Below are 21,032 nucleotides of genomic sequence, written 5' to 3'. Positions count from 1 at the left end.
ATCGCCCACCGTGATGCTGTTGGATGCTCCAGGCCGGTCTCCGGACTCATGAGTGGCGCACTTTTTAGAGCGCAGGCCAACGGCGCGCCTTCCCATATCACCTGGATACAGTGGCCAAAGGCACCGTCTTGACTCATTTACCGTTGCGGGGGCAGCGCCGGAATCGCGGCAGCACTGTGTACAAGTGCGCTCACTCACCGGCTTCCCTGTTTCACTCCGTCGACCCATGGGTCACAGAGCACCTGGAACAAGCCGCGAAGGTTAGTGGGTTGGGGGTGGAGCGTCAATTAAAGCTGGCCTTGCACTTGAACCATCGCGCCGCCGCCCTCCTCTACCCCTTACAGGTATCCAGGAGAAGACCATGCATAAAACCAGACTTGCCCTACTGATCATGCTCGCCGGTGCCCTCGGCGCCTGCGGCGAAAGCTCTACTTTGCAGGTCTCCGACGGCACCGGGCCCTCGCCCAAGCTGCCGGAGCCGAACAAGACCCTGATCCCCACCGTAAACATCGCACCGGCCATCGGCTGGCCGGACGGAGTGAAGCCAACGGCCGCCGCCGGCACCCAGGTGGCGGCGTTCGCCGAGGGCCTGGATCACCCGCGCTGGCTGTATGTGTTGCCCAATGGCGATGTACTGGTGGCTGAAACCAATGCACCGCCCAAGCCGGATGATTCCACAGGCATCCGTGGCTGGGTAATGGAGAAGGTCATGGGCCGCGCCGGCGCAGGAGTACCCAGCCCGAACCGCATCACCCTGCTGCGTGACGCCGACCATGACGGCGTCGCCGAGACCCGCACGGTGTTTCTGGAAAACCTCAACTCGCCGTTCGGTATGACCCTGGTGGGCAATGACCTGTATGTCGCCGACTCCGACAAGCTGCTGCGCTTCCCCTATCAGCCGGGTGAAACCGCGATCAAGCAGGCTGGCACCAAGGTCGTCGACCTGCCGGGCGGCAGCATCAACCACCATTGGACCAAGAACGTGGTGGCGAGCAAGGATGGCAGCAAGCTGTACGTGAGCATCGGCTCCAACAGTAATGTTGGTGAAAACGGCCTGGCAGCGGAAGAAGGTCGCGCTGCGATTTGGGAGGTCGACCGCGCCAGCGGCGAGCACCGCATCTTCGCCTCCGGCCTGCGCAACCCCAACGGCATGGCCTGGGAACCGCAGAGCGGCAAGCTGTGGACGGCGGTTAACGAGCGCGACGAAATCGGCAGCGACCTGGTGCCGGACTACATCACCTCGGTCAAGGATGGCGCATTTTATGGCTGGCCCTTCAGCTACTACGGCCAGCATGTGGACGTGCGCGTCAACCCGCAAAACCTCGACCTGGTGGCCAAGGCCATCGCGCCGGACTATGCGGTAGGGCCTCACACCGCCTCTTTGGGGCTGACCTTTGCCGAGGGCAGCAAGCTACCGGCACCCTTCAGCAACGGTGCGTTTATCGGCCAGCATGGTTCATGGAATCGCAAGCCGCACAGTGGCTACAAAGTGATTTTCGTGCCGTTCGAGGGTGGGCAGCCCAAAGGGCAGCCGGTGGATGTGCTGACCGGGTTTCTCGACAAGGACGAGAAAGCCATGGGCCGGCCGGTGGGCGTGGTGATTGATCAGCAGGGGGATTTGCTGGTGGCGGATGACGTGGGGAATAAGGTATGGCGGGTGTCGGCGGTTAAATAATCGACCTCATGTACAACACAAAGCAAATGTAGGAGCGGGCTTGCTCGCGAAAGCGGTGGATCAGCCAATGAACCTGTTGACTGACACTCTGCCTTCGCGAGCAAGCCCGCTCCCACATTCAGTTACCGTTCAGCCTAGGGGTTACGCGCCAGGTTAGCTGGCAACACGCGCTTGGCGCTCAGGTAGGCATTCTGCCAATACGCCTTGGACAGGGTATCGAGCTTCACAGTGCCGCCGGTTTGCGGGGCGTGCACAAAGCGGCCTTCACCCACGTAGATCCCGGCATGGCTGACCTGCGAGCCGCCACCGGTGGCGAAGAACAGCAAGTCACCGGTTTGCAGGTTCTGCTCGCTCACATCCTGCGCACGCATCACGATCAGCTCACGGGTGGTGCGCGGCAGGGAGATGCCGGCAGCGTCGCGAAAGACGAAACCGATCAGGCCACTGCAATCAAACCCGGAGTCCGGCGTGTTGCCGCCCCAACGGTAAGGTGTGCCAACCAGGCCCAGCGCACGGAAGAGCACGTCTTCAGCCGCAGGCGAGAAATTCTGCGTGGAATAGTTGAACACCGGCTTAGGCTTGACCGCTACGGGAGCGGGCGGCGGTGGACGACTGGCGCAGGCGCTGAGCAGCGCGGCGCAGAGGACAAGAAACAGGCGGGCCGAGGTCGACATGTGCAGAACAATCCTGGTCTGGATGCGGCTTTCGCTGCCGAACGCTGAAAACCAGAACGCGCAAGCAAAGCTCGCGCGAACGGATTACAACAATATCCAGGGATTCTAGCGCTTACACGTCAAACTTCAAGTATCACTTTAAGTTTACTTGCTAGCGGTAACCGTAGTCGGGGCCATGGCGAGTGCGCGCTTGGCTTCGATGAAGGTTTTGCTCCAGTAGCTGTCACCCAGGCTGTCCACTCGAACACCACCACTGCGGCGGCTGCTGGAGTGGATAAACTGGTTATCGCCCAGGTAGATACCGGCATGGCTTACGCGGCCACGGCCAGCAGTACTGAAGAAAAGCAGATCACCGGGCTTGAGGTTGTTGCGTGCGACCAACGGTGCTTTCACGTTGATCATTTCGCGGGTGGAGCGTGGCAGGTTCATGCCAGCTTCTTCACGAAAAAGGTAGCCGATGAAACCGCTGCAGTCGAAACCGGCTTCGGAGGTGCCGCCGAAACGGTAACGGGTACCGATCAGGGACATGCCGCGTTCGAGGATGCTGTCGGCCAGAACTGGAAGCTGATAAGGCTTGTTGCCACCGAAGGCGGCCAGTTCTTTCTCGGTAGCCTGCTCTTCTTTATAAAGAGTGTCTTCATAAACAGTAGAAGACTGAGCAGCGACGAATTTTGCCTGGGACTGTTGTACTGGTTTTTGCTGCTCAGCCACGTTTTGAGTGTGGGTGGCGCAACCAAACAACAGGGTAACGAGTGCGAGAGGCACGAGGGGTGCGAAGCGATTTAGCATGGGCACGACCGTGGCTGATATGTAAAGAAGTCGAGACTATGCCCACTATCACATCGATTTGCAAATTCAATCGTGATCTATGTGACTTCGCGATTGGACTATGACATCTAAGCCGTAATTCCATTTTTAAGTTCAAATGCGTGGCCAGACGGGCTCAAACGCAGGTTTTCTGACGCCTGTAAATTGCCGAATCCTACAGATTCAACACGTTACCAACCCAAAGTTTCTTTGAGAAAGGGGATCGTCAATTTTCGTTGCGCTTGCAGAGATGCCTGATCGAGCTGTTCGAGCAAATCGAACAACGCGCTCATGCTGCGGGTGCCACGGGTGAGAATAAAGTGCCCCACTTCGTCAGTGAGGTGCAGGCCGCGACGCGACGCACGCAGTTGCAAGGCGCGCAATTTGTCTTCGTCGGACAGGGGGCGCATCTGGAAGATCAGCGCCAGGGTCAGGCGCGACTTGAGGTCAGCCAGCTTCACCGGTAATTCACGTGGCGAGGTGGATGCGGCAATCAGCAAGCGCCGGCCGCTGTCGCGCAGGCGGTTGAACAAATGAAACAGCGCCTCTTCCCACTCCGCCTTGCCGGCGATCACCTGCAGGTCGTCCAGGCACACCAGCTCGTATTGCTCAAGGTGGTCGAAGATGCCGATACCACGGTCCATCAACTCAGCCAGGGGCAGGTAAACCGCCGGCTCGCCGGTCTGCTCGAAACGCAGGCACGCGGCCTGCAACAGGTGGGTACGCCCTACGCCGTGCTTGCCCCACAGATAGATCAGGCTTTCGGTCCACCCGGCGTCGGCTTCGCAGAGCCGCTCGACATAGCCGAGTGCAGCGGCATTGGCGCCTGGGTAGTAGTTGATAAAGGTGGCGTCGTCACGCAGACGCACACCCAAGGGCAGCTGAATCGGTTTCATGCTGACTGAACGGCTCCAAACGAACCGTTAGTGGCCTCTGTGTAAAGATTGCAAAGTTTATACCCGTGACGCCGGGCGCACAATGCAGCAGACCACAAGCAAAATCAAAGGTTTGCGTTAACTTGGCGGTTTTGCGCAAATTGTTTGACACCGCTCCTCCAGAAACAACAAACCCGGCCTGAGCCGGGTTTGTGATGAAACGGTTACAGGTCGGGGTCTTCGACACCCGTGTACACATCCGAATCCTTGTACAGATCATGTACATGGCGCACCAGCACCATGATCACCGCCGCCACCGGCAGCGCCAGCAGGATGCCGGTAAAGCCAAACAGCTCCCCCCCGCCAGGATCGCGAAGATCACCGCCACCGGGTGCAGGCCAATCCGGTCCCCCACCAGCAGCGGCGTGAGCACCATGCCCTCCAGGGCCTGGCCGACCATAAACACCGCGACAATCCCCAGCATCGGGTACAGGTCGCCACCAAACTGGAACAACCCCGCCACCAACGCTGCGCCGATACCGATCACAAAGCCCATATACGGCACGATAGCGGCCAAGCCAGCGATGAGGCCGATCAACAGGCCCAGCTCCAAGCCAATAGCCATCAAGCCGGCCGCGTAGATGATCCCCAGGGCCAACATCACCAGCAACTGGCCGCGCACGAATGCGCCGAGCACCTCATGGCACTCTCCCGCCAGGGAGACGATGCGCTCTTCACTGTTGCGCGGCAGCAGGCTGCGGATCTTGGCCATCATGACGTCCCAGTCACGCAGCAGGTAGAACGCCACCACCGGAATCAGCACCAGATTGGTCAGCCAGCCGATCAGCGCCAAGCTGGATGCGGTCGCCTGGCTGAGCACCACACCGACGATATCGGTGGTCTGGCCCATATGCTCGCTAATGGCGGCCTTGACCTTGTCGAACTTCCAGAAACCATCGGCCAACCCCAGCTTGGCCTGGGCCCACGGCATTGCCGTGTGCTGCAGCCAGTCGAGCATTTGCGGCGCCAGCTCATACAGGCGAAACAGTTGCTTGGCCAACATCGGCACCAGCACCAACACCAGCGCGGTGATAATCAATGTGAACAGGGCAAACACCGCCACTACGCCCAGGGTTCGTGACAGACCGGCCTTCTCCAGGCGATCCACCACGGGATCGAACAGATAGGCCAGCAGCAACGCAACCAGGAACGGCGTCAGGATCGAATGCAGCAAGAATACAAACACGCACAGCAGGACGATCCCGCCAAGCCACACCCAACGACGCGTATCCGCCATAAACCACTCCATTATTTGCTTCTATCTATATAGGAAGAACATTTACCAACGAAAACGCAGCTGCGCCTGAGGTTCAGGCGGCGCAGCCGGTTGTGTTCCACCGACCACCGGTTGCGGCGCAGGTGCCTCACCCGCCGGCACCTCCTGCAACTTGGCCAGGCTCAACTGGGTACGCAACTGATCGGCACTGCCGTTGACGCGATACACAATACGATTGCCATCCACTAACTGCGGCTGACCGCCAAACGGTTCCAGCAAATGCCCCAGAGCGGCATAGCGCTCCAGGTTCATGCCCTGCACTTCCAGCAATTGCTCGGCGCTGACACCGGGCTTGACTGCAAAGCGCGGGGCCAGTTTCTGGCTGACGGCGAGCAATACTGCATCGGCCACGGCGGCGGTGTCGGCACCTTGCGCAGTGCCCTGCTCGCTCTTGTCGCCGAGCCACAAACGCCATTTGGCTTGCCATTGACTGCCTTCCTGACGCGCATGCACCGCGAGCAAAGCATCCGCGCCGTAGCGTTCGGAGGCGGCGCGCAAGGGTGTGGCATCGGCACTTTCAAGATTCGGTGCGGTGGCGACCACCTGCTCATCCAGATCCCCCAACGGCAGACGCAACGGCAAGCCACGGTGCTGGGCGGCACGGCGCAACGCCTGGGCCACGGTCTGGCCATCCCCGACGAGGCTGCTGCCTTCGGTAGAGTCGTTGAGCCACCAGCCGAGGATCGACGGCCGATTGCTGCCCCAGATCGACAGACCCGCGTCACGCAAGGCGCGATCGGTACTGACCGGGTCGAAATCCACTTGCAGGCTTTCGGGCGGGCCGGCGTCGTAGCCGTATTGACTGATGATTTGCTGCGGGTCCTTGCGAATCGCCGCCAGGCCCGGCCCTTCGGCGGCCTTGGCGTCGCCGGTGAGACGAATCACCAGGGTCTGCACGGCGCGCTGGGTAGCCTGGTCACGCTCTTGCGGCGATTGGCTGCTGACGGGTTCAAGTACTTGGTAAAGGCCATTGAGGGTTTCGGCATGACTCGCCAGGCTGACCAACGACAAGCAGCCTACAAAAAAGAATTTACACAGACGCATGGAAGATTCCCGAACGACAAATTTAGCGGCTGGAACAGACCGCGTGAACTCGGTTTGGCAAAGCTGTGACCACAACCACCGGCAAAACATTCACAGGGTCTCGGCAGTTTTTGTACTGTCACAACGATAGCGGGTTAAAGGCTATACCTTAATACGTGCCATCGCAGAGCCGATTAGCATTTTTTTAACCGCACTTTTTTAATCTATATGGCCCTGCCCGTCGGCCCGAGGATGGCCGCTGCCCCTCAAGCCTGATAAAATCGCGCGCCTTCGCAGACCGTCAACGGCTGGGCTTCTTTTCAAAAGACCCCTGCCAGCTCGGTCGTTACCCCTGAATCCCCCCTAAAGGCCTGGATCATGAGCAAGCAACCCTCCCTGAGCTACAAGGACGCCGGTGTAGACATCGACGCCGGTGAAGCATTGGTCGAACGCATCAAGAGCGTCGCCAAGCGCACTGCGCGCCCCGAAGTCATGGGCGGCCTGGGCGGTTTTGGCGCCCTCTGCGAAATCCCGGCCGGCTACAAACAGCCTGTGCTGGTCTCCGGCACCGACGGCGTGGGCACCAAGCTGCGCCTGGCGCTGAACCTGAACAAGCACGACAGCATCGGCATCGACCTGGTCGCCATGTGCGTCAACGACCTGGTGGTCTGCGGCGCCGAGCCGTTGTTCTTCCTTGACTACTACGCCACCGGCAAGCTCAACGTCGAGACCGCCACCCAGGTGGTCACCGGCATCGGTGCCGGCTGCGAACTGTCGGGTTGCTCCTGGTCGGCGGCGAAACCGCTGAAATGCCAGGCATGTACGAAGGCGAAGACTACGACCTGGCCGGTTTCTGCGTCGGCGTTGTAGAGAAATCCGAAATCATCGACGGCTCCAAAGTCGCTGCCGGTGACGCCCTGCTGGCCCTGCCTTCCTCCGGCCCGCACTCCAACGGCTACTCACTGATCCGCAAGATCATCGAAGTGTCCGGCGCCGACATCGAAAGCATCCAGCTCGACGGCAAGCCACTGACCGACCTGCTGATGGCCCCGACGCGCATCTACGTCAAGCCTTTGCTCAAACTGATCAAGGACACCGGCGCGGTCAAGGCCATGGCCCACATCACCGGCGGCGGCTTGCTGGACAACATCCCGCGCGTGCTGCCAAAAGGCGCCCAGGCGATTGTCGACGTGGCCAGCTGGCAGCGCCCGGCAGTGTTCGACTGGCTGCAAGAGAAAGGCAACGTCAACGAAACCGAGATGCACCGCGTGCTGAACTGCGGCGTGGGCATGGTGATCTGCGTGGCTCAGGAGCACGTGGAAACCGCGTTGAACGTACTGCGTGAAGCCGGCGAGCAGCCTTGGGTCATCGGTCAGATCGCCACCGCCCCGGAAGGCGCGGCTCAGGTTGAACTGAAGAACCTCAAGGCTCATTAATGTCTCAGACCTGTGATGTCGTGGTGCTGCTTTCCGGCACCGGCAGTAACTTGCAGGCCCTGATCGACAGCACGCGCACCGGCGACAGCCCGGTGCGCATCGCTGCGGTGATCTCCAACCGCAGCGACGCCTACGGCCTGCAACGCGCCAGGGACGCAGGTATCGATACCCGCTCCCTGGATCACAAGGCTTTCGAAGGCCGCGAAGCCTTCGATAGCGCCTTGATCGAACTGATCGACGCCTTCAACCCCAAGCTCGTCGTCCTCGCCGGTTTCATGCGCATTCTCAGCCCTGACTTCGTGCGGCATTACCAAGGGCGCCTGCTGAATATCCACCCTTCCCTGCTGCCCAAATACAAAGGGTTACATACCCACCAACGCGCCCTCGAGGCCGGCGACACGGAGCATGGCTGCAGCGTGCACTTTGTCACCGAGGAACTCGATGGCGGGCCTCTGGTCGTACAGGCAGTGGTTCCGGTAGAGTCTGACGACTCGGCGCAGACCCTTGCGCAAAGGGTTCACACCCAGGAACACAGGATTTACCCGCTGGCTGTTCGCTGGTTTGCCGAGGGGCGGTTGATTCTTGGTGACCAGGGTGCATTATTGGACGGTCAGTTACTTGCGGCCAGCGGCCACTTGATTCGAACCTAGGAGATTTTATGCGTCGCGCCTTGCTCTTCGCTTTTGCGCTGTTCGCCTTGCCTGCCGTGCAAGCAGCAGACCTACACCCTTTCTCCGTCAGCTACACCGCCGACTGGAAACAGTTGCCCATGAGTGGCTCGGCTGAACGCAGCCTGGCCAAGAATGGCGATGGCACCTGGACCTTGAATTTCAAGGCTTCCATGATGATCGCCAGCCTGACCGAAACCAGCGTGATCCTGTTCGACAAGGACACCCTGCAACCGAAGAGCTATACCTTCGAACGCGGCGGCCTGGGCAAAGCCAAGAAGATCAACCTGGATTTCGACCAGTCCGCCAAGAAAGTCACTGGCTTTGAAAACAAGGACGCGGTCAACGTGCCCCTGCAAAGCGGCATGCTCGACAAGTCGACCTACCAGTTGGCGCTGCAGCGCGACGTGGCAGCCGGCAAGAAAAGCATGAGCTACAACGTGGTAGAAGGCACCGATGTCGACACCTATGACTTTCGTGTGATCGGCCCGGAAAAGGTCCAGACCAAGGTCGGCTCCATCGACGCGATCAAGGTTGAGCGCGTGCGTGACCCCACGCAAAGCAAGCGCATCACCCAGATGTGGTTTGCCAAGGACCAGGGCGGCATTCTGGTTGCCCTGCGTCAGGTTGAAACTGACGGCAAGGAATACAACATCATGCTGCAGGACGGCACCGTTGACGGCAAGGCTGTCAAAGGTAGCTGATGGGCTGGTGATTCAAGAAAAGAGCCTCGCTGAATGCGGGGCTTTTTTTCGCCTGCCGATTCTGCTTTGTGGCTTCTGCCGCCTTCGCGAGCAAGCCCGCTCCCACATTTTGAACGCATTCCAAATGTGGGAGCGGGCTTGCTCGCGAAGGCGGCGACAGGGCCAACGCAAGGTCAAAGCCTCACCTGAACATGAAACTTTTGTCATAAATCTCAGTTGCCTGCGGCGCAATGTCGCGGTTTACGCGGCCTGCAGCACTGTTGCGTTTCGTGCAATGAATTGTTGCGTGGAAAACCGGTTTACTTAGCAAGCTAACAAAACATATAACAAAGGCCTGCGACGACTTGCCGCAGATCCACCAGAGATTGGAGCAAGCAGATGACTGTAAAAGTAACTGAACGCGACGACGAACATATGTCCCACGAAGCACTGGGCCATGGGATTCACATCTGGGATGTACACCAACAGGACCTGTTGGTCGGCATGTTTCACAACGAGAGCGACGCTCATAATTATAAAAACGAGCTTGAAGCCCTTGAGATGAGACGCCAGACGCAAGGCTCCTGAAACGCTGAAATTGTGTAGGCATCCAGGCCCCACGCAGCGGGGGTGCCTATGAAATACAAACCCCGCCTTTTTGAGCGGGGTTTGTGTTTTGGGGGGGGCTGCTGCGCAGCCCAACGCGGGCAAGCCCGCTCGCCACAGCAAGCCTACTCTCCACAGCAAGCCCGACTGCCATAGCGAGCACGCTTGCCACAAGGGATTTTAACGCTTTACCACATCAGATCATCCGGGATCTGGTAGGCGGCGTATGGATCATCCTCGTCCGGCACCTGGCTCTCGGTGAGAAGATTGAGCTGCACGATACGCTCCGGTGCGCGCTCCTGGATCTTCAGCGCCGCTTCACGCGGGATCACTTCGTAACCGCCGCCGTGATGCACGATCGCCAGCGAGCCGTTGCTCAGCTTGTTGCGCATCAGCGTGTTGACCGACAGGCGCTTGACCTTCTTGTCATCCACGAAGTTGTAGTAGTCCTCGGTGGTCAGCTTGGGCAGGCGCGAGGTTTCGATCAGTTGCTTGACCTGGGCCGTACGGGCCTTGGCCTCGGCCTTTTCCTGCTGCTGGCGGTTCAGCTCCTGGTCGCGCTTGACCTTTTCGGCCTGCGCCTCGGCAGCCAGGCGTGCCTGGGTGTCATCGGCCTCGATCTGGCCTTTGTGGACCAGGCGCTGCTGTTTCTGTTTCTCTTTGCCGACCTGTTTGGCCTGCTTTTGGTTGACCAGCCCTGCTTTGAGCAACTGGTCGCGAAGGGAAATGCTCATGGTGCTTACTCACTTAGGCAACTGCTCAACCGCAGCTGGACACATTCTTTTCCTGACGTTTGGCTTCGCCCCAGAGGGCGTCCAACACTTCGAGGGTGCAATCTTCTATGGGTTGGTGCGTCTCGCGCAATGCCTGTTCGATAAATCGGAAACGTCGTTCGAACTTGGCATTCGCGCCACGCAACGCGGTTTCAGGGTCGACCTTGAGATGACGGGCCAGGTTGACTGCCGCAAACAGCAAGTCACCGACCTCATCGGCGATGGCCTGCGGGTCGTTGTCGGCCATGGCTTCGAGCACTTCATCCAGCTCCTCGCGCACGTTATCTACCACCGGCAAGGCAGACGGCCAGTCGAAGCCGACCTGGCTGGCGCGCTTTTGCAACTTGGCGGCACGGGACAGCGACGGTAAAGCAGCAGGCACATCATCGAGCAGGGAAAGTTGCTCCGGCGCGTCGGATTTTTCCGCTCGTTCCTCGGCCTTGATCTGTTCCCAACGCGCCTTCACCTGCTCTTCGCTGAGCTGGGGAATATCCAGCGGCGCGTACAGCTCACCGGTCGGGAACACATGCGGGTGGCGACGGATCAGCTTGCGCGTGATGCTGTCGATCACCCCGGCAAATTCGAAGCGCCCTTCTTCCCGCGCCAGTTGGCTGTAATACACCACTTGGAACAGCAGGTCGCCCAACTCGCCTTGCAGATGATCGAAGTCGCCGCGCTCGATGGCGTCGGCGACTTCGTAGGCTTCTTCCAGGGTGTGCGGGACGATGGTCGCATAGGTTTGCTTGATGTCCCACGGGCACCCGTATTGCGGGTCCCGCAGGCGGTTCATCAGGTGCAGCAGGTCTTCTAGTGAATACATCAGTCAATCTCTGTCCGATTTCTGTGGGAGCTGGCTTGCCTGCGATGCAGGCGCCTCGGTAGGCCAGGCAGACCGAGGCGATGCTATCGCAGGCAAGCCAGCTCCCACACTTTCAGAAGGCCTTCATGGGGTGCGATTACGGCGGGTCTCGATGATGTTCGGCAACTGGGAAATCCGTCCCAGCAACCGCCCCAGCGCGTCCAGGCCCGGAATCTCGATGGTCAAGGACATCAACGCAGTGTTGTCCTCTTTGTTCGAGCGGGTGTTGACCGCCAGCACGTTGATCCGCTCATTGAGCAGCACCTGCGACACGTCACGCAGCAAACCGGAACGGTCGTACGCACGGATGATGATATCCACCGGGTAGGTGAGCACCGGCACCGGACCCCAGCTGACCTGGATGATGCGCTCCGGCTCGCGCCCGCCCAGTTGCAGCACCGAGGCGCAGTCCTGGCGGTGAATGCTCACCCCACGGCCCTGGGTGATGTAACCGACGATGGCGTCGCCCGGCAACGGCTGGCAGCAACCGGCCATTTGCGTCATCAGGTTGCCAACGCCCTGGATCTGGATGTCGCCACGCTTGCCCGGCTTGTAACCGGTGGCCTTGCGTGGGATCAGCTCCAGTTGCTCGCTGCCGCGCTCCGGCTCGACCAATTGCTGCGCCAGATTGACCAGTTGCGCCAGGCGCAGGTCACCGGCACCAAGGGCGGCGAACATGTCTTCGGCGATCTTCATGTTGGCTTTTTCGGCCAGCTTGTCGAAGTCCACCTGCGGCAGGCCCAGGCGGGCCAGTTCGCGCTCGAGCAAGGTCTTGCCGGCGGCGACGTTCTGGTCGCGCGCCTGCAATTTGAACCAGTGAACGATCTTCGCCCGCGCTCGCGACGTGGTGATATAACCCAGGTTCGGGTTCAGCCAGTCGCGGCTCGGGGTGCCGTGCTTGCTGGTGATGATCTCGACCTGCTCACCGGTTTGCAGGCTGTAGTTGAGCGGCACGATGCGCCCGTTGATCTTGGCGCCCCGGCAGTTGTGACCGATTTCGGTGTGCACGCGGTAGGCAAAGTCCAGCGGCGTGGCGCCCTTGGGCAAGTCGATGGCGTGGCCATCAGGGGTGAAGATGTAGACACGATCCGGCTCGATATCCACCCGCAACTGTTCGGCCAGGCCGCCGATGTCGCCCAGTTCTTCGTGCCATTCCAGCACTTGGCGCAGCCAGGAGATTTTCTCTTCGTACTGGTTGGACCCGGCCTTGACGTCGGTGCCCTTGTAACGCCAGTGCGCACACACCCCAAGCTCCGCTTCCTCGTGCATGGCGTGGGTGCGGATCTGCACTTCCAGCACCTTGCCCTCGGGCCCGATCACGGCGGTGTGCAGCGAGCGATAGCCGTTTTCCTTGGGGTTGGCGATGTAGTCGTCGAACTCCTTGGGAATGTGCCGCCACAGGGTGTGGACGATGCCCAGCGCGGTGTAGCAGTCGCGCATTTCCGGCACCAGCACCCGCACGGCACGCACGTCATAGATCTGGCTGAACGCCAGGCCCTTGCGCTGCATTTTGCGCCAGATGGAATAGATGTGTTTGGCGCGACCGCTGATGTCGGCATCGACGCCGGTGGCCTGCAACTCGGAACGCAGCTGGCCCATCACGTCAGAGATAAAGCGCTCACGGTCGAGCCGCCGCTCGTGCAGCAATGTGGCGATCTGTTTGTATTGATCGGGCTCGAGGTAGCGGAAGGACAAATCCTCCAGCTCCCACTTGATATGGCCGATACCCAAGCGGTGGGCCAGCGGCGCGTAGATGTCGAAGACTTCGCGGGCGACGCGGTTGCGCTTCTCGTCGTCGGCGGTTTTCACCGCTCGGATCGCGCACGTGCGTTCGGCCAGCTTGATCAGGGCGACGCGTACGTCGTCGACCATCGCCACCAGCATCTTGCGCAGGTTCTCGACCTGGCCCTGGGTGCCCAGCACCATGGACTGGCGCGGGCTGAGACTGGCACTGATGGCGGCCATGCGCAGCACGCCGTCGATGAGCTTGGCCACCACGGAGCCGAAACGCTGGCCAACGGTGGCCAACGGAATATGCCCTTCACGCACGCCGCGATAGAGCACGGCGGCGATCAGCGAATCCTGGTCCAGCTTGAGATCGGCAAGGATCTCGGCGATTTCCAACCCGGTACGAAAGCTTGAAGTGCCTTCGGCCCACAGGTTTTTGGCCGCATTGTCTTGCTGTTCAGACTCACGAGCGAACTCGCAGGCTGCTTTCAAGGCTTCACGGTCCAGTGCCGGGTCGACACTGATGGCATGATCCAGCCATGCCTCGAGATTGATACTGCCGTCGGTGTTGATCGGCTGGTGTGCTCTCACCTGTACCATCTTGCTTACCTTCCCTACGACGCATCTTTAAATGCGCCAAAAAATCATCGCTGACCTGCTGCGTAACCCTGGCATTGCAACCATAGGCTACCTACAACTCCCTGACAGGTCACGGCCCAGGAGACTACAGGCCAGTCGGATTAAACGGGCATCCTAGCCCGCCTCAAATAACGCCATGGCCTCGACATGAGCTGTCTGCGGAAACATGTCGAGGATCCCGGCACGTTTTAGCCGGTAGCCTTGCTTGACCAACTCAACCGTGTCCCGCGCCAGCGTGGCCGGGTTGCAAGACACATACACCAGACGCTTGGCCCCAAGGTTCGCGAGCTTGCGCACGACCTCCAGGGCACCATCGCGGGGTGGGTCCAAGAGTACCGCAGAAAAGCCCTGTTTGGCCCATTCCGCGTCAGTCAAAGGCTGAGACAAATCGGCCTGAAAAAACTGCACATTATGCAAATTGTTGCTGACGGCATTCAGGGCCGCCCGGTCCACCATGGTCTGCACGCCTTCTACCGCCACCACTTCCCGCACCTCGCGGGCCAATGGCAGGGCAAAGTTGCCCAGGCCGCAAAACAGGTCCAACACCCGCTCGTGGGGCTGCGGCGCCAGCCACTCCAGGGCCTGGGCAACCATGGCCTCATTCACCCCGGCGTTGACCTGGACAAAATCGCCTGGCCGATACGCCAGTTCCAGGTCCCAGGCTTCCAATCGAAAGCCCAGGGCCTGGTCGGGCTCTACGGGTTCCGGCTGGCCCTCGCCCTGCAGCCACAATTGGGCTTCATGGAAGGCGCAGAATTCTTTGAGTATCTGCAGGTCCGGCTCGGACAGCGGCGACATATGCCGCAACAACACCGCAATCGACGAACCGCTGAACAACTCCACATGCCCCAACGCCTGCGGTTTACTCAGGCGGCGCAACATGTTCGGCAGACGCTGCATGATCGGTTGCAAAGCCTGTACCAGCACCGGGCAATCATCGATAGCGACGATGTCCTGGCTGGCGACGGCGCGAAAACCGACTTCGAGGTGTTTCGCCTTGGCATCCCAACGCACGGCCACACGGGCACGCCGCCGATAACCGAATTCCGGCCCGCTCAAAGGCGCGGCCCACGCTTGCGGTTCAACACCCGCCACGCGCGACAATTGCTCGGCGAGCATGCGCTGTTTCAGGGCGAGTTGTTCGTCATGGGGCAAGTGCTGCACGCTGCAACCGCCACAACGACCGAAGTGTGCACACGGCGCCGGGCGGCGCAGTTCGCTGGCCTTGAACACACGCTCGGTGCGGGCTTCGACCACTTTGCCGTGGGCGCCCAACACCCGCGCTTCCACTTCCTCACCGGCGAGTGCGCCATTGACGAACCAGGTGCGCCCTTCAAAGAACACAATGCCGCGGCCGTCGTTGGCCAGGCGCTCGATGGTCAGGCGTTGTTTCTTGCCTACAGGAATCTGCGGGGCCCGGCTGCCGCCCGTCGGTTGGAAGCGCAGGCCTCTCTCGTGCTTGGCCATCAGTTGGGTTCGTCGAAGATGCCGGTCGACAGGTAGCGGTCGCCTCGGTCACAGATGATCGCGACGATCACCGCGTTTTCCACTTCTTTGGACAGACGCAACATACCGGCAACGGCGCCGCCGGAGGACACGCCACAGAAGATGCCTTCTTCACGGGCCAGGCGGCGAGTGGTGTCTTCGGCTTCGCGCTGAGCCATGTCGATGATGCGATCCACGCGCGTCGCGTTGTAAATCTTCGGCAGGTACTCTTCAGGCCAGCGGCGGATACCGGGAATCGCCGCGCCTTCCATCGGTTGCAGGCCGACGATCTGGATCTCGGGATTCTGCTCCTTGAGGTAGCGCGAATTGCCCATGATGGTGCCGGTGGTGCCCATGGAGCTGACGAAATGAGTGATGGTGCCCTGGGTCTGGCGCCAGATTTCCGGGCCGGTGCTGGTGTAGTGCGCTTCGGGGTTATCCCCATTGGCGAACTGGTCCAGCACCACGCCACGGCCTTCGGCGGCCATGCGCTCGGCGAGGTCACGGGCGCCTTCCATGCCTTCTTCCTGGGTGACCAGAATCAACTGCGCGCCATAGGCGGTCATCGCCGCCTTGCGCTCGGCGCTGCCGTTGTCGGGCATGATCAGCACCATTTTGTAACCCTTGATCGCCGCAGCCATGGCCAGGGCGATCCCGGTGTTGCCGGAGGTGGCTTCGATCAGGGTGTCGCCGGGCTTGATCTGCCCGCGCAACTCGGCGCGGGTGATCATCGACAGCGCCGGGCGGTCTTTTACCGAGCCGGCCGGGTTGTTCCCTTCGAGCTTGAGCAGCAGGGTATTGCTGGTTTCACCCGCCATGCGTTGCAAGCGGACCAGGGGCGTGTTGCCGACGCAATCGGCGATTGTAGGGTACTGCAAGGTCATGGCGTATTCGCAATCCAGACTGCGGGGGCGAACATCATACCGGGAAAGGCTGGCGGGCCATATCACGCAAAGTGCGGTGCTTATGGCTTAAAAGAATAAGCAGGCAGTGTGTTGACCAGGAGGACGCTATCGCAGGCAAGCCAGCTCCCACAGGAAATGGGGTAACCCGAAATTTCCTGTGGGAGCTGGCTTGCCTGCGATGGCCGCACCTCGGTGAACCTGCTAAACCAACCGCCCGTCGCCATGATTTCTCTGAAACACCTCCTCCCCCATCGCCGCAATCTGTCCCTCGATCAGCGCCTCGAACGGCTTGAGCAACGGCTCGAACGAAACCGGCGCTTCCAACGCCTGCAACGCCTGCACAATCGCTTCCACCGTCGACAAGGCCCCAGGCCCGGGCGCCTTGCGCAGCCGGTAGCGCGATACACCGCCATCGGCCAAGGTCACCCGTGGCAATGCCGCCAGCAACGGGTTGAGGTGCAACAGTTTGCGCGCCTTGCGCCAGGTGCCGTCGGGCACCACCAGCAACAGCGGCTGGTCCGTGGGCGCATAGGCTCGCAACGGCTGGGCATCGTCGGCGGGGAATAATAGCCGCGCCTGATAGCCCGGCGGGTTCAATAAGCTGTACAGGTCATCAAACACCTCCCCCACCACCAACTGCGCATTATTCAAGCCGAGTGCGGCCAAACGCGCGGTATTCAGCGCATGGTTGACCTCGCTCGGGTGCTGCAACAGCAACACGCGGGTGCGGCTGTCGAGGCTCGGGATCTGGGCGCACAGGCAGTGGGCGAGCGGCCGCTGGCAACGGGAGCATTGGGGTCTGGACATGTTTTTTCAGGCCTGATTGAGCTGGGCTTTAAGCAAATCGCGGAAGGTCTGGATCAGCGGTTCACGGCTGCGCCCACGACGCATGATCATCGAGAACGGCGCCTGGTAGCCGAAGGTCGCCGGCAACAAAACGCGCAGGTCGCCCTTGTCGGCCCAGGCCTGGGCGTAGTGTTCAGGCAGGTAGCCGATATAGGCGCCGGACAGCACCAGGATCAACTGCGCCTCCATACTTTCCACGGTCGCCGCGCTGTGTTTAAAGCCATGGCGCGCCAGCTCTGCCTGGCTCCAGTAACCACGCCCGACCATGCGCTGCTGGGTAATCACCTGTTCGGGGATGCGCCGTTCGTTGAACAGCGGGTGCCGGGTGCTGCAATACAGCCAGTGCTGCTCGCGGTACAACGGCATGTAGATCAGCCCGCTCATGCGGTTGGAGAAGGCGCCGATGGCCAGGTCCAGACGGTTGTCCTGCACGCCGAGCTGCAGTTCGTAAGGGCTCATCACCGACAAATGCAGGTGTACCGCCGGATGCTCCAGGCTATAGGCGCCGATCACTTCGGCAAACGGCAAGGCTTTGTCGCTGACGGTGGAGTCGAGCACGCCCAGTTTCAGGGTGCCGCGCAACTCGCCTTTCAGCGCGGCGGCGTATTGCTCGAAGCCTTCCAGCTCGCCGAGCAGGCGCAAGGTCTCGTGGTGGAACAGCTCGCCCTTGCTGGTCAGGCTGAACCCGCCCCGGCCGCGATGGCACAGCACCAGGCCCAACGCCGACTCCAGCTGGCTCATATAGGTGCTGATGGCCGAGGTGGACAGGTTGAGTTCGTGCTGGGCGTTGGCGAACCCCTGGTGCCGCACGACGCTGACGAAGATGCGCAGGAGTTTCAGGTCGGGCAAGGCGTTGGCCATCGGATCTCCAGAGACACACAAAAAACCTGTGGCGGGCTTGCTCGCGAATGCGGTGGATCAGTCGAACTTACTGTGCCTGACACACCGTATTCGCGAGCAAGCCCGCTCCCACATTAAACAGAGTTTACCTCAGGCATTAGTTTAGAAAAATCTGAACTAAGTATTTGCCCCTGCCGATTCTTTCGCATCGGTGTATTTCGCAGAATCGGCCCCTAATAAACAAAACAACGATGAGGCAATCCCGTGGACAAGATTTTCCACCAACCACTGGGCGGCAACGAAATGCCGCGCTTCGCCGGCATCGCCACCATGATGCGACTCCCCCACCTGCAATCGGCCAAGGGCCTGGACGCCGCCTTTGTCGGCGTGCCCCTGGACATCGGCACCTCGCTGCGCGCCGGCACCCGCTTCGGGCCGCGTGAAATCCGCGCCGAATCGGTAATGATCCGCCCCTACAACATGGCCACCGGCGCCGCGCCGTTCGACTCGCTGTCGGTTGCGGATATCGGCGACGTGGCGATCAACACCTTCAACCTGCTGGACGCCGTGCGCATCATCGAAGAAGCCTACGACGAAATCCTTGAGCACAACGTGATCCCGATGACCCTGGGCGGCGACCACACCATCACGCTGCCAATCCTGCGGGCGATCCACAAAAAACACGGCAAGGTCGGGCTGGTGCACATCGATGCCCACGCCGACGTCAACGACCATATGTTTGGCGAGAAAATCGCCCACGGCACCACCTTCCGCCGCGCCGTGGAAGAGGGCCTGCTCGATTGCGACCGCGTGGTGCAGATCGGCCTGCGCGCACAGGGCTACACCGCCGAAGACTTCAACTGGAGCCGCAAGCAGGGGTTCCGCGTGGTCCAGGCCGAAGAATGCTGGCACCACTCCCTCGCCCCTTTGATGGCCGAAGTGCGCGAAAAAGTCGGCGGCGGCCCGGTGTACCTGAGCTTCGACATCGACGGCATCGACCCGGCCTGGGCGCCCGGTACCGGCACCCCGGAAATCGGCGGGCTGACCACCATCCAGGCGATCGAGATCATCCGCGGCTGCCAAGGCCTCGACCTGATTGGTTGCGACCTGGTAGAAGTTTCGCCGCCCTACGACACCACCGGCAACACCTCGTTGCTGGGCGCCAACCTGCTGTACGAGATGCTCTGCGTACTGCCTGGCGTGGCGCACCGCTGATGAGCGCGCAAGCCGTGCTGAAAGCGGCGGCCGACCTGGTGTCGGCCTTCGCCCGCAACGACCGCGAGGCCTACTTCGCTGCGTTCACGGCGGATGCCTGCTTCGTCTTTTACACCCTTCCCCAGCCACTGCTGAGCCGCGACGCCTACCAGGCGTTGTGGGACAGCTGGCGCCGGGACGAGGGGTTCGAGGTGCTGTCCTGCACCTCGAGCAACGCCTTTGTCAGCCTGCACGGGGACGTGGCGCTATTTATTCATGACGTGGCCACCGAGCTGCGCATGAACGGGGAGCAGTTTCATAGCCAGGAGCGCGAGACCATTGTCTTCAAACGACAAGTCTCGCACGTAGAACAACAAGGCCTGTGGCTGGCCTGTCACGAACATTTGTCCGCTATGCCGGAAGGGCTGCCGCCCCATTAGCCAATGTGATCGGAGCTGATCATGAATAATAAAAACAACCAAAACAGTATTCGCAACATAGAAACCAACGGGGTCGAACAGATCCCGGACCACGAACGTACCGCCGGGCCCAAGGATCTGTTCCGACTGATTTTCGGCGGCGCCAATACCTTTGCCACCGCCGTACTGGGCTCGTTTCCCGTGCTGTTCGGCCTGTCGTTCCAGGCCGGCGTCTGGGCGATTGTGCTGGGCGTGCTGGTGGGCGCGCTGATCCTGGCGCCGATGGGCCTGTTCGGGCCGATCAACGGCACCAATAACGCCGTGTCTTCCGGTGCGCATTTTGGCGTGCATGGGCGGATTGTCGGCTCGTTTCTGTCGTTGTTGACGGCGATTGCCTTCTTCTCACTCTCGGTGTGGAGTTCAGGCGATGCCTTGGTCGGCGGTGCGAAACGTCTGATCGGCCTGCCCGAAACCGACCTGACCCTGGGCCTGGCTTACGGCCTGTTCGCCCTTCTCGTGCTGACCGTGTGCATCTATGGCTTTCGCTTCATGCTGTGGGTCAACCGCATTGCGGTATGGGCGGCGAGCCTGCTGTTTCTGCTGGGGATTTTCGCCTTCGCACCGGCGTTCGACAGCCATTTCGCGGGCAGCGTCGCCATCGGCCAGAGCGGCTTCTGGGCAGCCTTTATCGGCGCCGCACTGGTGGCCATGAGCAACCCGATTTCCTTCGGCGCGTTCCTCGGCGACTGGTCGCGCTACATCCCGCGTGAAACACCGAAAATGCGCATCATGCTGGCGGTAGTCCTGGCACAGATCGCCACGTTGATCCCGTTCCTGTTCGGCCTCGCCACCGCGACCATCGTGGCGATCAAGGCACCGGACTACATCGCGGCCAATAACTACGTCGGCGGTTTGCTGGCAGTGGCACCTACTTGGTTCTTCCTGCCGGTGTGCCTGATCGCGGTGATCGGCGGCATGTCCACCGGCACCACCTCGCTGTATGGCACGGGGCTGGACATGTCCAGCGTGTTCCCGCGCCTGCTGTCGCGGGTCAAGGCCACGTTGCTGATCGGCGTGATGTCGATTGCCTTCATCTTTATCGGACGTTTCGCCGCCAACCTGGTGCAGAGCGTGTCGACCTTCGCCGTGCTGATCATCACCTGCACCACGCCGTGGATGGTGATGATGATCATCGGCCTGATCGTGCGCCGGGGCTTCTATTGCCCGGACGACCTGCAAGTATTCACTCGCGGTGAAACCGGCGGCCGCTACTGGTTCAGCCATGGCTGGAACTGGCGTGGGCTGGGGGCGTGGATTCCGAGTGCGCTGGTGGGTTTGTGCTTTGTGAACCTGCCGGGGCAGTTTGTCGGGCCGCTGGGCAACCTGGCCGGTGGTATCGATATCAGCTTGCCGGTGACATTGGGACTGGCGTCGGTGGTGTACCTGACATTGCTGCGCGTGTTCCCGGAACCGGCTGAGGTGTATGGCTTCAGAGGAACAAGCCCCCTCGCCACCCAAGACTCTGTAGCCACTGCAAGCGTCCCCACTGCATAAAACAATA

General features: G+C 60.8%; 18 protein-coding genes, 2 pseudogenes and 1 riboswitch. Of the genes and pseudogenes, 8 read left to right on the top strand and 12 right to left on the bottom strand.

What is annotated here, in order from left to right; translation table 11 throughout:
• Nucleotides 1–13 precede the first annotated feature (13 nt).
• Nucleotides 14–261, bottom strand: a riboswitch (cobalamin riboswitch).
• A 100-nt stretch (nt 262–361) separates the two neighbouring features.
• Nucleotides 362–1,675: a sorbosone dehydrogenase family protein gene (locus LRS56_03625; GenBank protein WDU63642.1), complete on the top strand. Its 1,314-nt coding sequence runs from the start codon at nt 362–364 to the stop codon at nt 1,673–1,675.
• Between the two features lie 134 nt (nt 1,676–1,809).
• Here LRS56_03625 and LRS56_03620 read toward each other — a convergent pair whose 3' ends face one another.
• The 5 genes and pseudogenes from LRS56_03620 to LRS56_03600 all read right to left on the bottom strand — a co-directional run bounded on the left by LRS56_03620 (nt 1,810) and on the right by LRS56_03600 (nt 6,411).
• Nucleotides 1,810–2,349, bottom strand: coding sequence for a C40 family peptidase (locus tag LRS56_03620; GenBank protein WDU63641.1), 540 nt, complete (start codon nt 2,347–2,349; stop codon nt 1,810–1,812).
• A 144-nt stretch (nt 2,350–2,493) separates the two neighbouring features.
• Entirely contained in the window at nt 2,494–3,138 is a 645-nt protein-coding gene (locus LRS56_03615) for an NlpC/P60 family protein (protein WDU63640.1), read from the bottom strand.
• A gap of 209 nt (nt 3,139–3,347) precedes the next feature.
• The gene (hda, locus tag LRS56_03610) at nt 3,348–4,052 is read right to left on the bottom strand and encodes a DnaA regulatory inactivator Hda (protein ID WDU63639.1); all 705 of its coding nucleotides are present in this window, start codon (nt 4,050–4,052) and stop codon (nt 3,348–3,350) included.
• Between the two features lie 203 nt (nt 4,053–4,255).
• Nucleotides 4,256–5,328, bottom strand: a pseudogene (locus tag LRS56_03605) (AI-2E family transporter).
• A 42-nt stretch (nt 5,329–5,370) separates the two neighbouring features.
• Nucleotides 5,371–6,411 (bottom strand): DUF2066 domain-containing protein, encoded by a 1,041-nt coding sequence (locus LRS56_03600; protein WDU63638.1) that lies wholly within the window; start codon nt 6,409–6,411, stop codon nt 5,371–5,373.
• A 357-nt stretch (nt 6,412–6,768) separates the two neighbouring features.
• On the opposite strand from LRS56_03600, the pseudogene purM reads away from it, so the two are divergent.
• From purM to LRS56_03580, 4 genes and pseudogenes are all read left to right on the top strand, one after another.
• Nucleotides 6,769–7,826: pseudogene (gene purM, locus LRS56_03595) on the top strand (phosphoribosylformylglycinamidine cyclo-ligase).
• A complete protein-coding gene (gene purN / locus LRS56_03590; protein ID WDU63637.1) occupies nt 7,826–8,476 on the top strand; it encodes a phosphoribosylglycinamide formyltransferase in 651 nt (216 codons plus the stop codon). The pseudogene purM and the gene purN overlap by 1 nt, the downstream one beginning before the upstream one ends.
• An 8-nt stretch (nt 8,477–8,484) precedes the next feature.
• On the top strand, nt 8,485–9,198 hold the full coding sequence (locus LRS56_03585) for a DUF3108 domain-containing protein (GenBank protein WDU63636.1): 714 nt from the start codon (nt 8,485–8,487) through the stop codon (nt 9,196–9,198).
• A 378-nt stretch (nt 9,199–9,576) separates the two neighbouring features.
• Nucleotides 9,577–9,765: a hypothetical protein gene (locus LRS56_03580; protein WDU63635.1), complete on the top strand. Its 189-nt coding sequence runs from the start codon at nt 9,577–9,579 to the stop codon at nt 9,763–9,765.
• A gap of 206 nt (nt 9,766–9,971) precedes the next feature.
• On the opposite strand, the gene LRS56_03575 is transcribed toward LRS56_03580, so the two are convergent.
• The 7 genes from LRS56_03575 to LRS56_03545 all read right to left on the bottom strand — a co-directional run bounded on the left by LRS56_03575 (nt 9,972) and on the right by LRS56_03545 (nt 17,879).
• Entirely contained in the window at nt 9,972–10,517 is a 546-nt protein-coding gene (locus LRS56_03575) for a DUF2058 domain-containing protein (protein ID WDU63634.1), read from the bottom strand.
• Between the two features lie 25 nt (nt 10,518–10,542).
• A complete protein-coding gene (gene mazG, locus LRS56_03570; protein WDU63633.1) occupies nt 10,543–11,376 on the bottom strand; it encodes a nucleoside triphosphate pyrophosphohydrolase in 834 nt (277 codons plus the stop codon).
• A 123-nt stretch (nt 11,377–11,499) separates the two neighbouring features.
• Complete coding sequence (gene relA / locus LRS56_03565; protein ID WDU63632.1) at nt 11,500–13,743, bottom strand: GTP diphosphokinase; 2,244 nt, start codon at nt 13,741–13,743, stop codon at nt 11,500–11,502.
• A 153-nt stretch (nt 13,744–13,896) separates the two neighbouring features.
• A complete protein-coding gene (gene rlmD / locus LRS56_03560; GenBank protein WDU63631.1) occupies nt 13,897–15,249 on the bottom strand; it encodes a 23S rRNA (uracil(1939)-C(5))-methyltransferase RlmD in 1,353 nt (450 codons plus the stop codon).
• Entirely contained in the window at nt 15,249–16,151 is a 903-nt protein-coding gene (gene cysM / locus LRS56_03555) for a cysteine synthase CysM (GenBank protein ID WDU63630.1), read from the bottom strand. Before cysM ends, rlmD begins: the two co-directional genes overlap by 1 nt.
• A gap of 222 nt (nt 16,152–16,373) precedes the next feature.
• Nucleotides 16,374–16,979 (bottom strand): DTW domain-containing protein, encoded by a 606-nt coding sequence (locus LRS56_03550; GenBank protein ID WDU63629.1) that lies wholly within the window; start codon nt 16,977–16,979, stop codon nt 16,374–16,376.
• Between the two features lie 6 nt (nt 16,980–16,985).
• On the bottom strand, nt 16,986–17,879 hold the full coding sequence (locus tag LRS56_03545) for a LysR family transcriptional regulator (protein WDU63628.1): 894 nt from the start codon (nt 17,877–17,879) through the stop codon (nt 16,986–16,988).
• A 243-nt stretch (nt 17,880–18,122) separates the two neighbouring features.
• Between LRS56_03545 and speB the strand changes: the two genes are divergently transcribed.
• The 3 genes from speB to LRS56_03530 are packed head-to-tail and all read left to right on the top strand — an operon-like array spanning nt 18,123 to nt 21,025.
• Nucleotides 18,123–19,073 (top strand): agmatinase, encoded by a 951-nt coding sequence (speB, locus tag LRS56_03540; GenBank protein ID WDU63627.1) that lies wholly within the window; start codon nt 18,123–18,125, stop codon nt 19,071–19,073.
• A complete protein-coding gene (locus LRS56_03535; protein ID WDU63626.1) occupies nt 19,073–19,492 on the top strand; it encodes a nuclear transport factor 2 family protein in 420 nt (139 codons plus the stop codon). Before speB ends, LRS56_03535 begins: the two co-directional genes overlap by 1 nt.
• 21 nt (nt 19,493–19,513) lie before the next feature.
• Complete coding sequence (locus LRS56_03530) at nt 19,514–21,025, top strand: cytosine permease (protein ID WDU63625.1); 1,512 nt, start codon at nt 19,514–19,516, stop codon at nt 21,023–21,025.
• Nucleotides 21,026–21,032 lie beyond the last annotated feature (7 nt).

The organism is Pseudomonas poae, from assembly GCA_028869255.1.
GTDB classification, from domain to species: Bacteria; Pseudomonadota; Gammaproteobacteria; order Pseudomonadales; family Pseudomonadaceae; genus Aquipseudomonas; species Aquipseudomonas poae_C.
The sequence above is the reverse complement of the archived record's forward strand: the minus strand, read 5'-3'. Positions and strand labels throughout refer to the sequence as shown.

What these genes read in the sequence shown, in the direction of transcription:
- LRS56_03615 (WDU63640.1), bottom strand. Translation starts at nt 3,138, where the DNA reads ATGCTAAATCGCTTCGCACCCCTCGTGCCTCTCGCACTCGTTACCCTG.
- hda (WDU63639.1), bottom strand. Translation starts at nt 4,052, where the DNA reads ATGAAACCGATTCAGCTGCCCTTGGGTGTGCGTCTGCGTGACGACGCC.
- rlmD (WDU63631.1), bottom strand. Translation starts at nt 15,249, where the DNA reads ATGGCCAAGCACGAGAGAGGCCTGCGCTTCCAACCGACGGGCGGCAGC.
- LRS56_03530 (WDU63625.1), top strand. Translation starts at nt 19,514, where the DNA reads ATGAATAATAAAAACAACCAAAACAGTATTCGCAACATAGAAACCAAC.
- LRS56_03600 (WDU63638.1), bottom strand. Translation starts at nt 6,411, where the DNA reads ATGCGTCTGTGTAAATTCTTTTTTGTAGGCTGCTTGTCGTTGGTCAGC.
- LRS56_03575 (WDU63634.1), bottom strand. Translation starts at nt 10,517, where the DNA reads ATGAGCATTTCCCTTCGCGACCAGTTGCTCAAAGCAGGGCTGGTCAAC.
- relA (WDU63632.1), bottom strand. Translation starts at nt 13,743, where the DNA reads ATGGTACAGGTGAGAGCACACCAGCCGATCAACACCGACGGCAGTATC.
- LRS56_03620 (WDU63641.1), bottom strand. Translation starts at nt 2,349, where the DNA reads ATGTCGACCTCGGCCCGCCTGTTTCTTGTCCTCTGCGCCGCGCTGCTC.
- cysM (WDU63630.1), bottom strand. Translation starts at nt 16,151, where the DNA reads ATGACCTTGCAGTACCCTACAATCGCCGATTGCGTCGGCAACACGCCC.
- LRS56_03550 (WDU63629.1), bottom strand. Translation starts at nt 16,979, where the DNA reads ATGTCCAGACCCCAATGCTCCCGTTGCCAGCGGCCGCTCGCCCACTGC.
- mazG (WDU63633.1), bottom strand. Translation starts at nt 11,376, where the DNA reads ATGTATTCACTAGAAGACCTGCTGCACCTGATGAACCGCCTGCGGGAC.
- LRS56_03535 (WDU63626.1), top strand. Translation starts at nt 19,073, where the DNA reads ATGAGCGCGCAAGCCGTGCTGAAAGCGGCGGCCGACCTGGTGTCGGCC.
- LRS56_03580 (WDU63635.1), top strand. Translation starts at nt 9,577, where the DNA reads ATGACTGTAAAAGTAACTGAACGCGACGACGAACATATGTCCCACGAA.
- purN (WDU63637.1), top strand. Translation starts at nt 7,826, where the DNA reads ATGTCTCAGACCTGTGATGTCGTGGTGCTGCTTTCCGGCACCGGCAGT.
- LRS56_03545 (WDU63628.1), bottom strand. Translation starts at nt 17,879, where the DNA reads ATGGCCAACGCCTTGCCCGACCTGAAACTCCTGCGCATCTTCGTCAGC.
- LRS56_03625 (WDU63642.1), top strand. Translation starts at nt 362, where the DNA reads ATGCATAAAACCAGACTTGCCCTACTGATCATGCTCGCCGGTGCCCTC.
- LRS56_03585 (WDU63636.1), top strand. Translation starts at nt 8,485, where the DNA reads ATGCGTCGCGCCTTGCTCTTCGCTTTTGCGCTGTTCGCCTTGCCTGCC.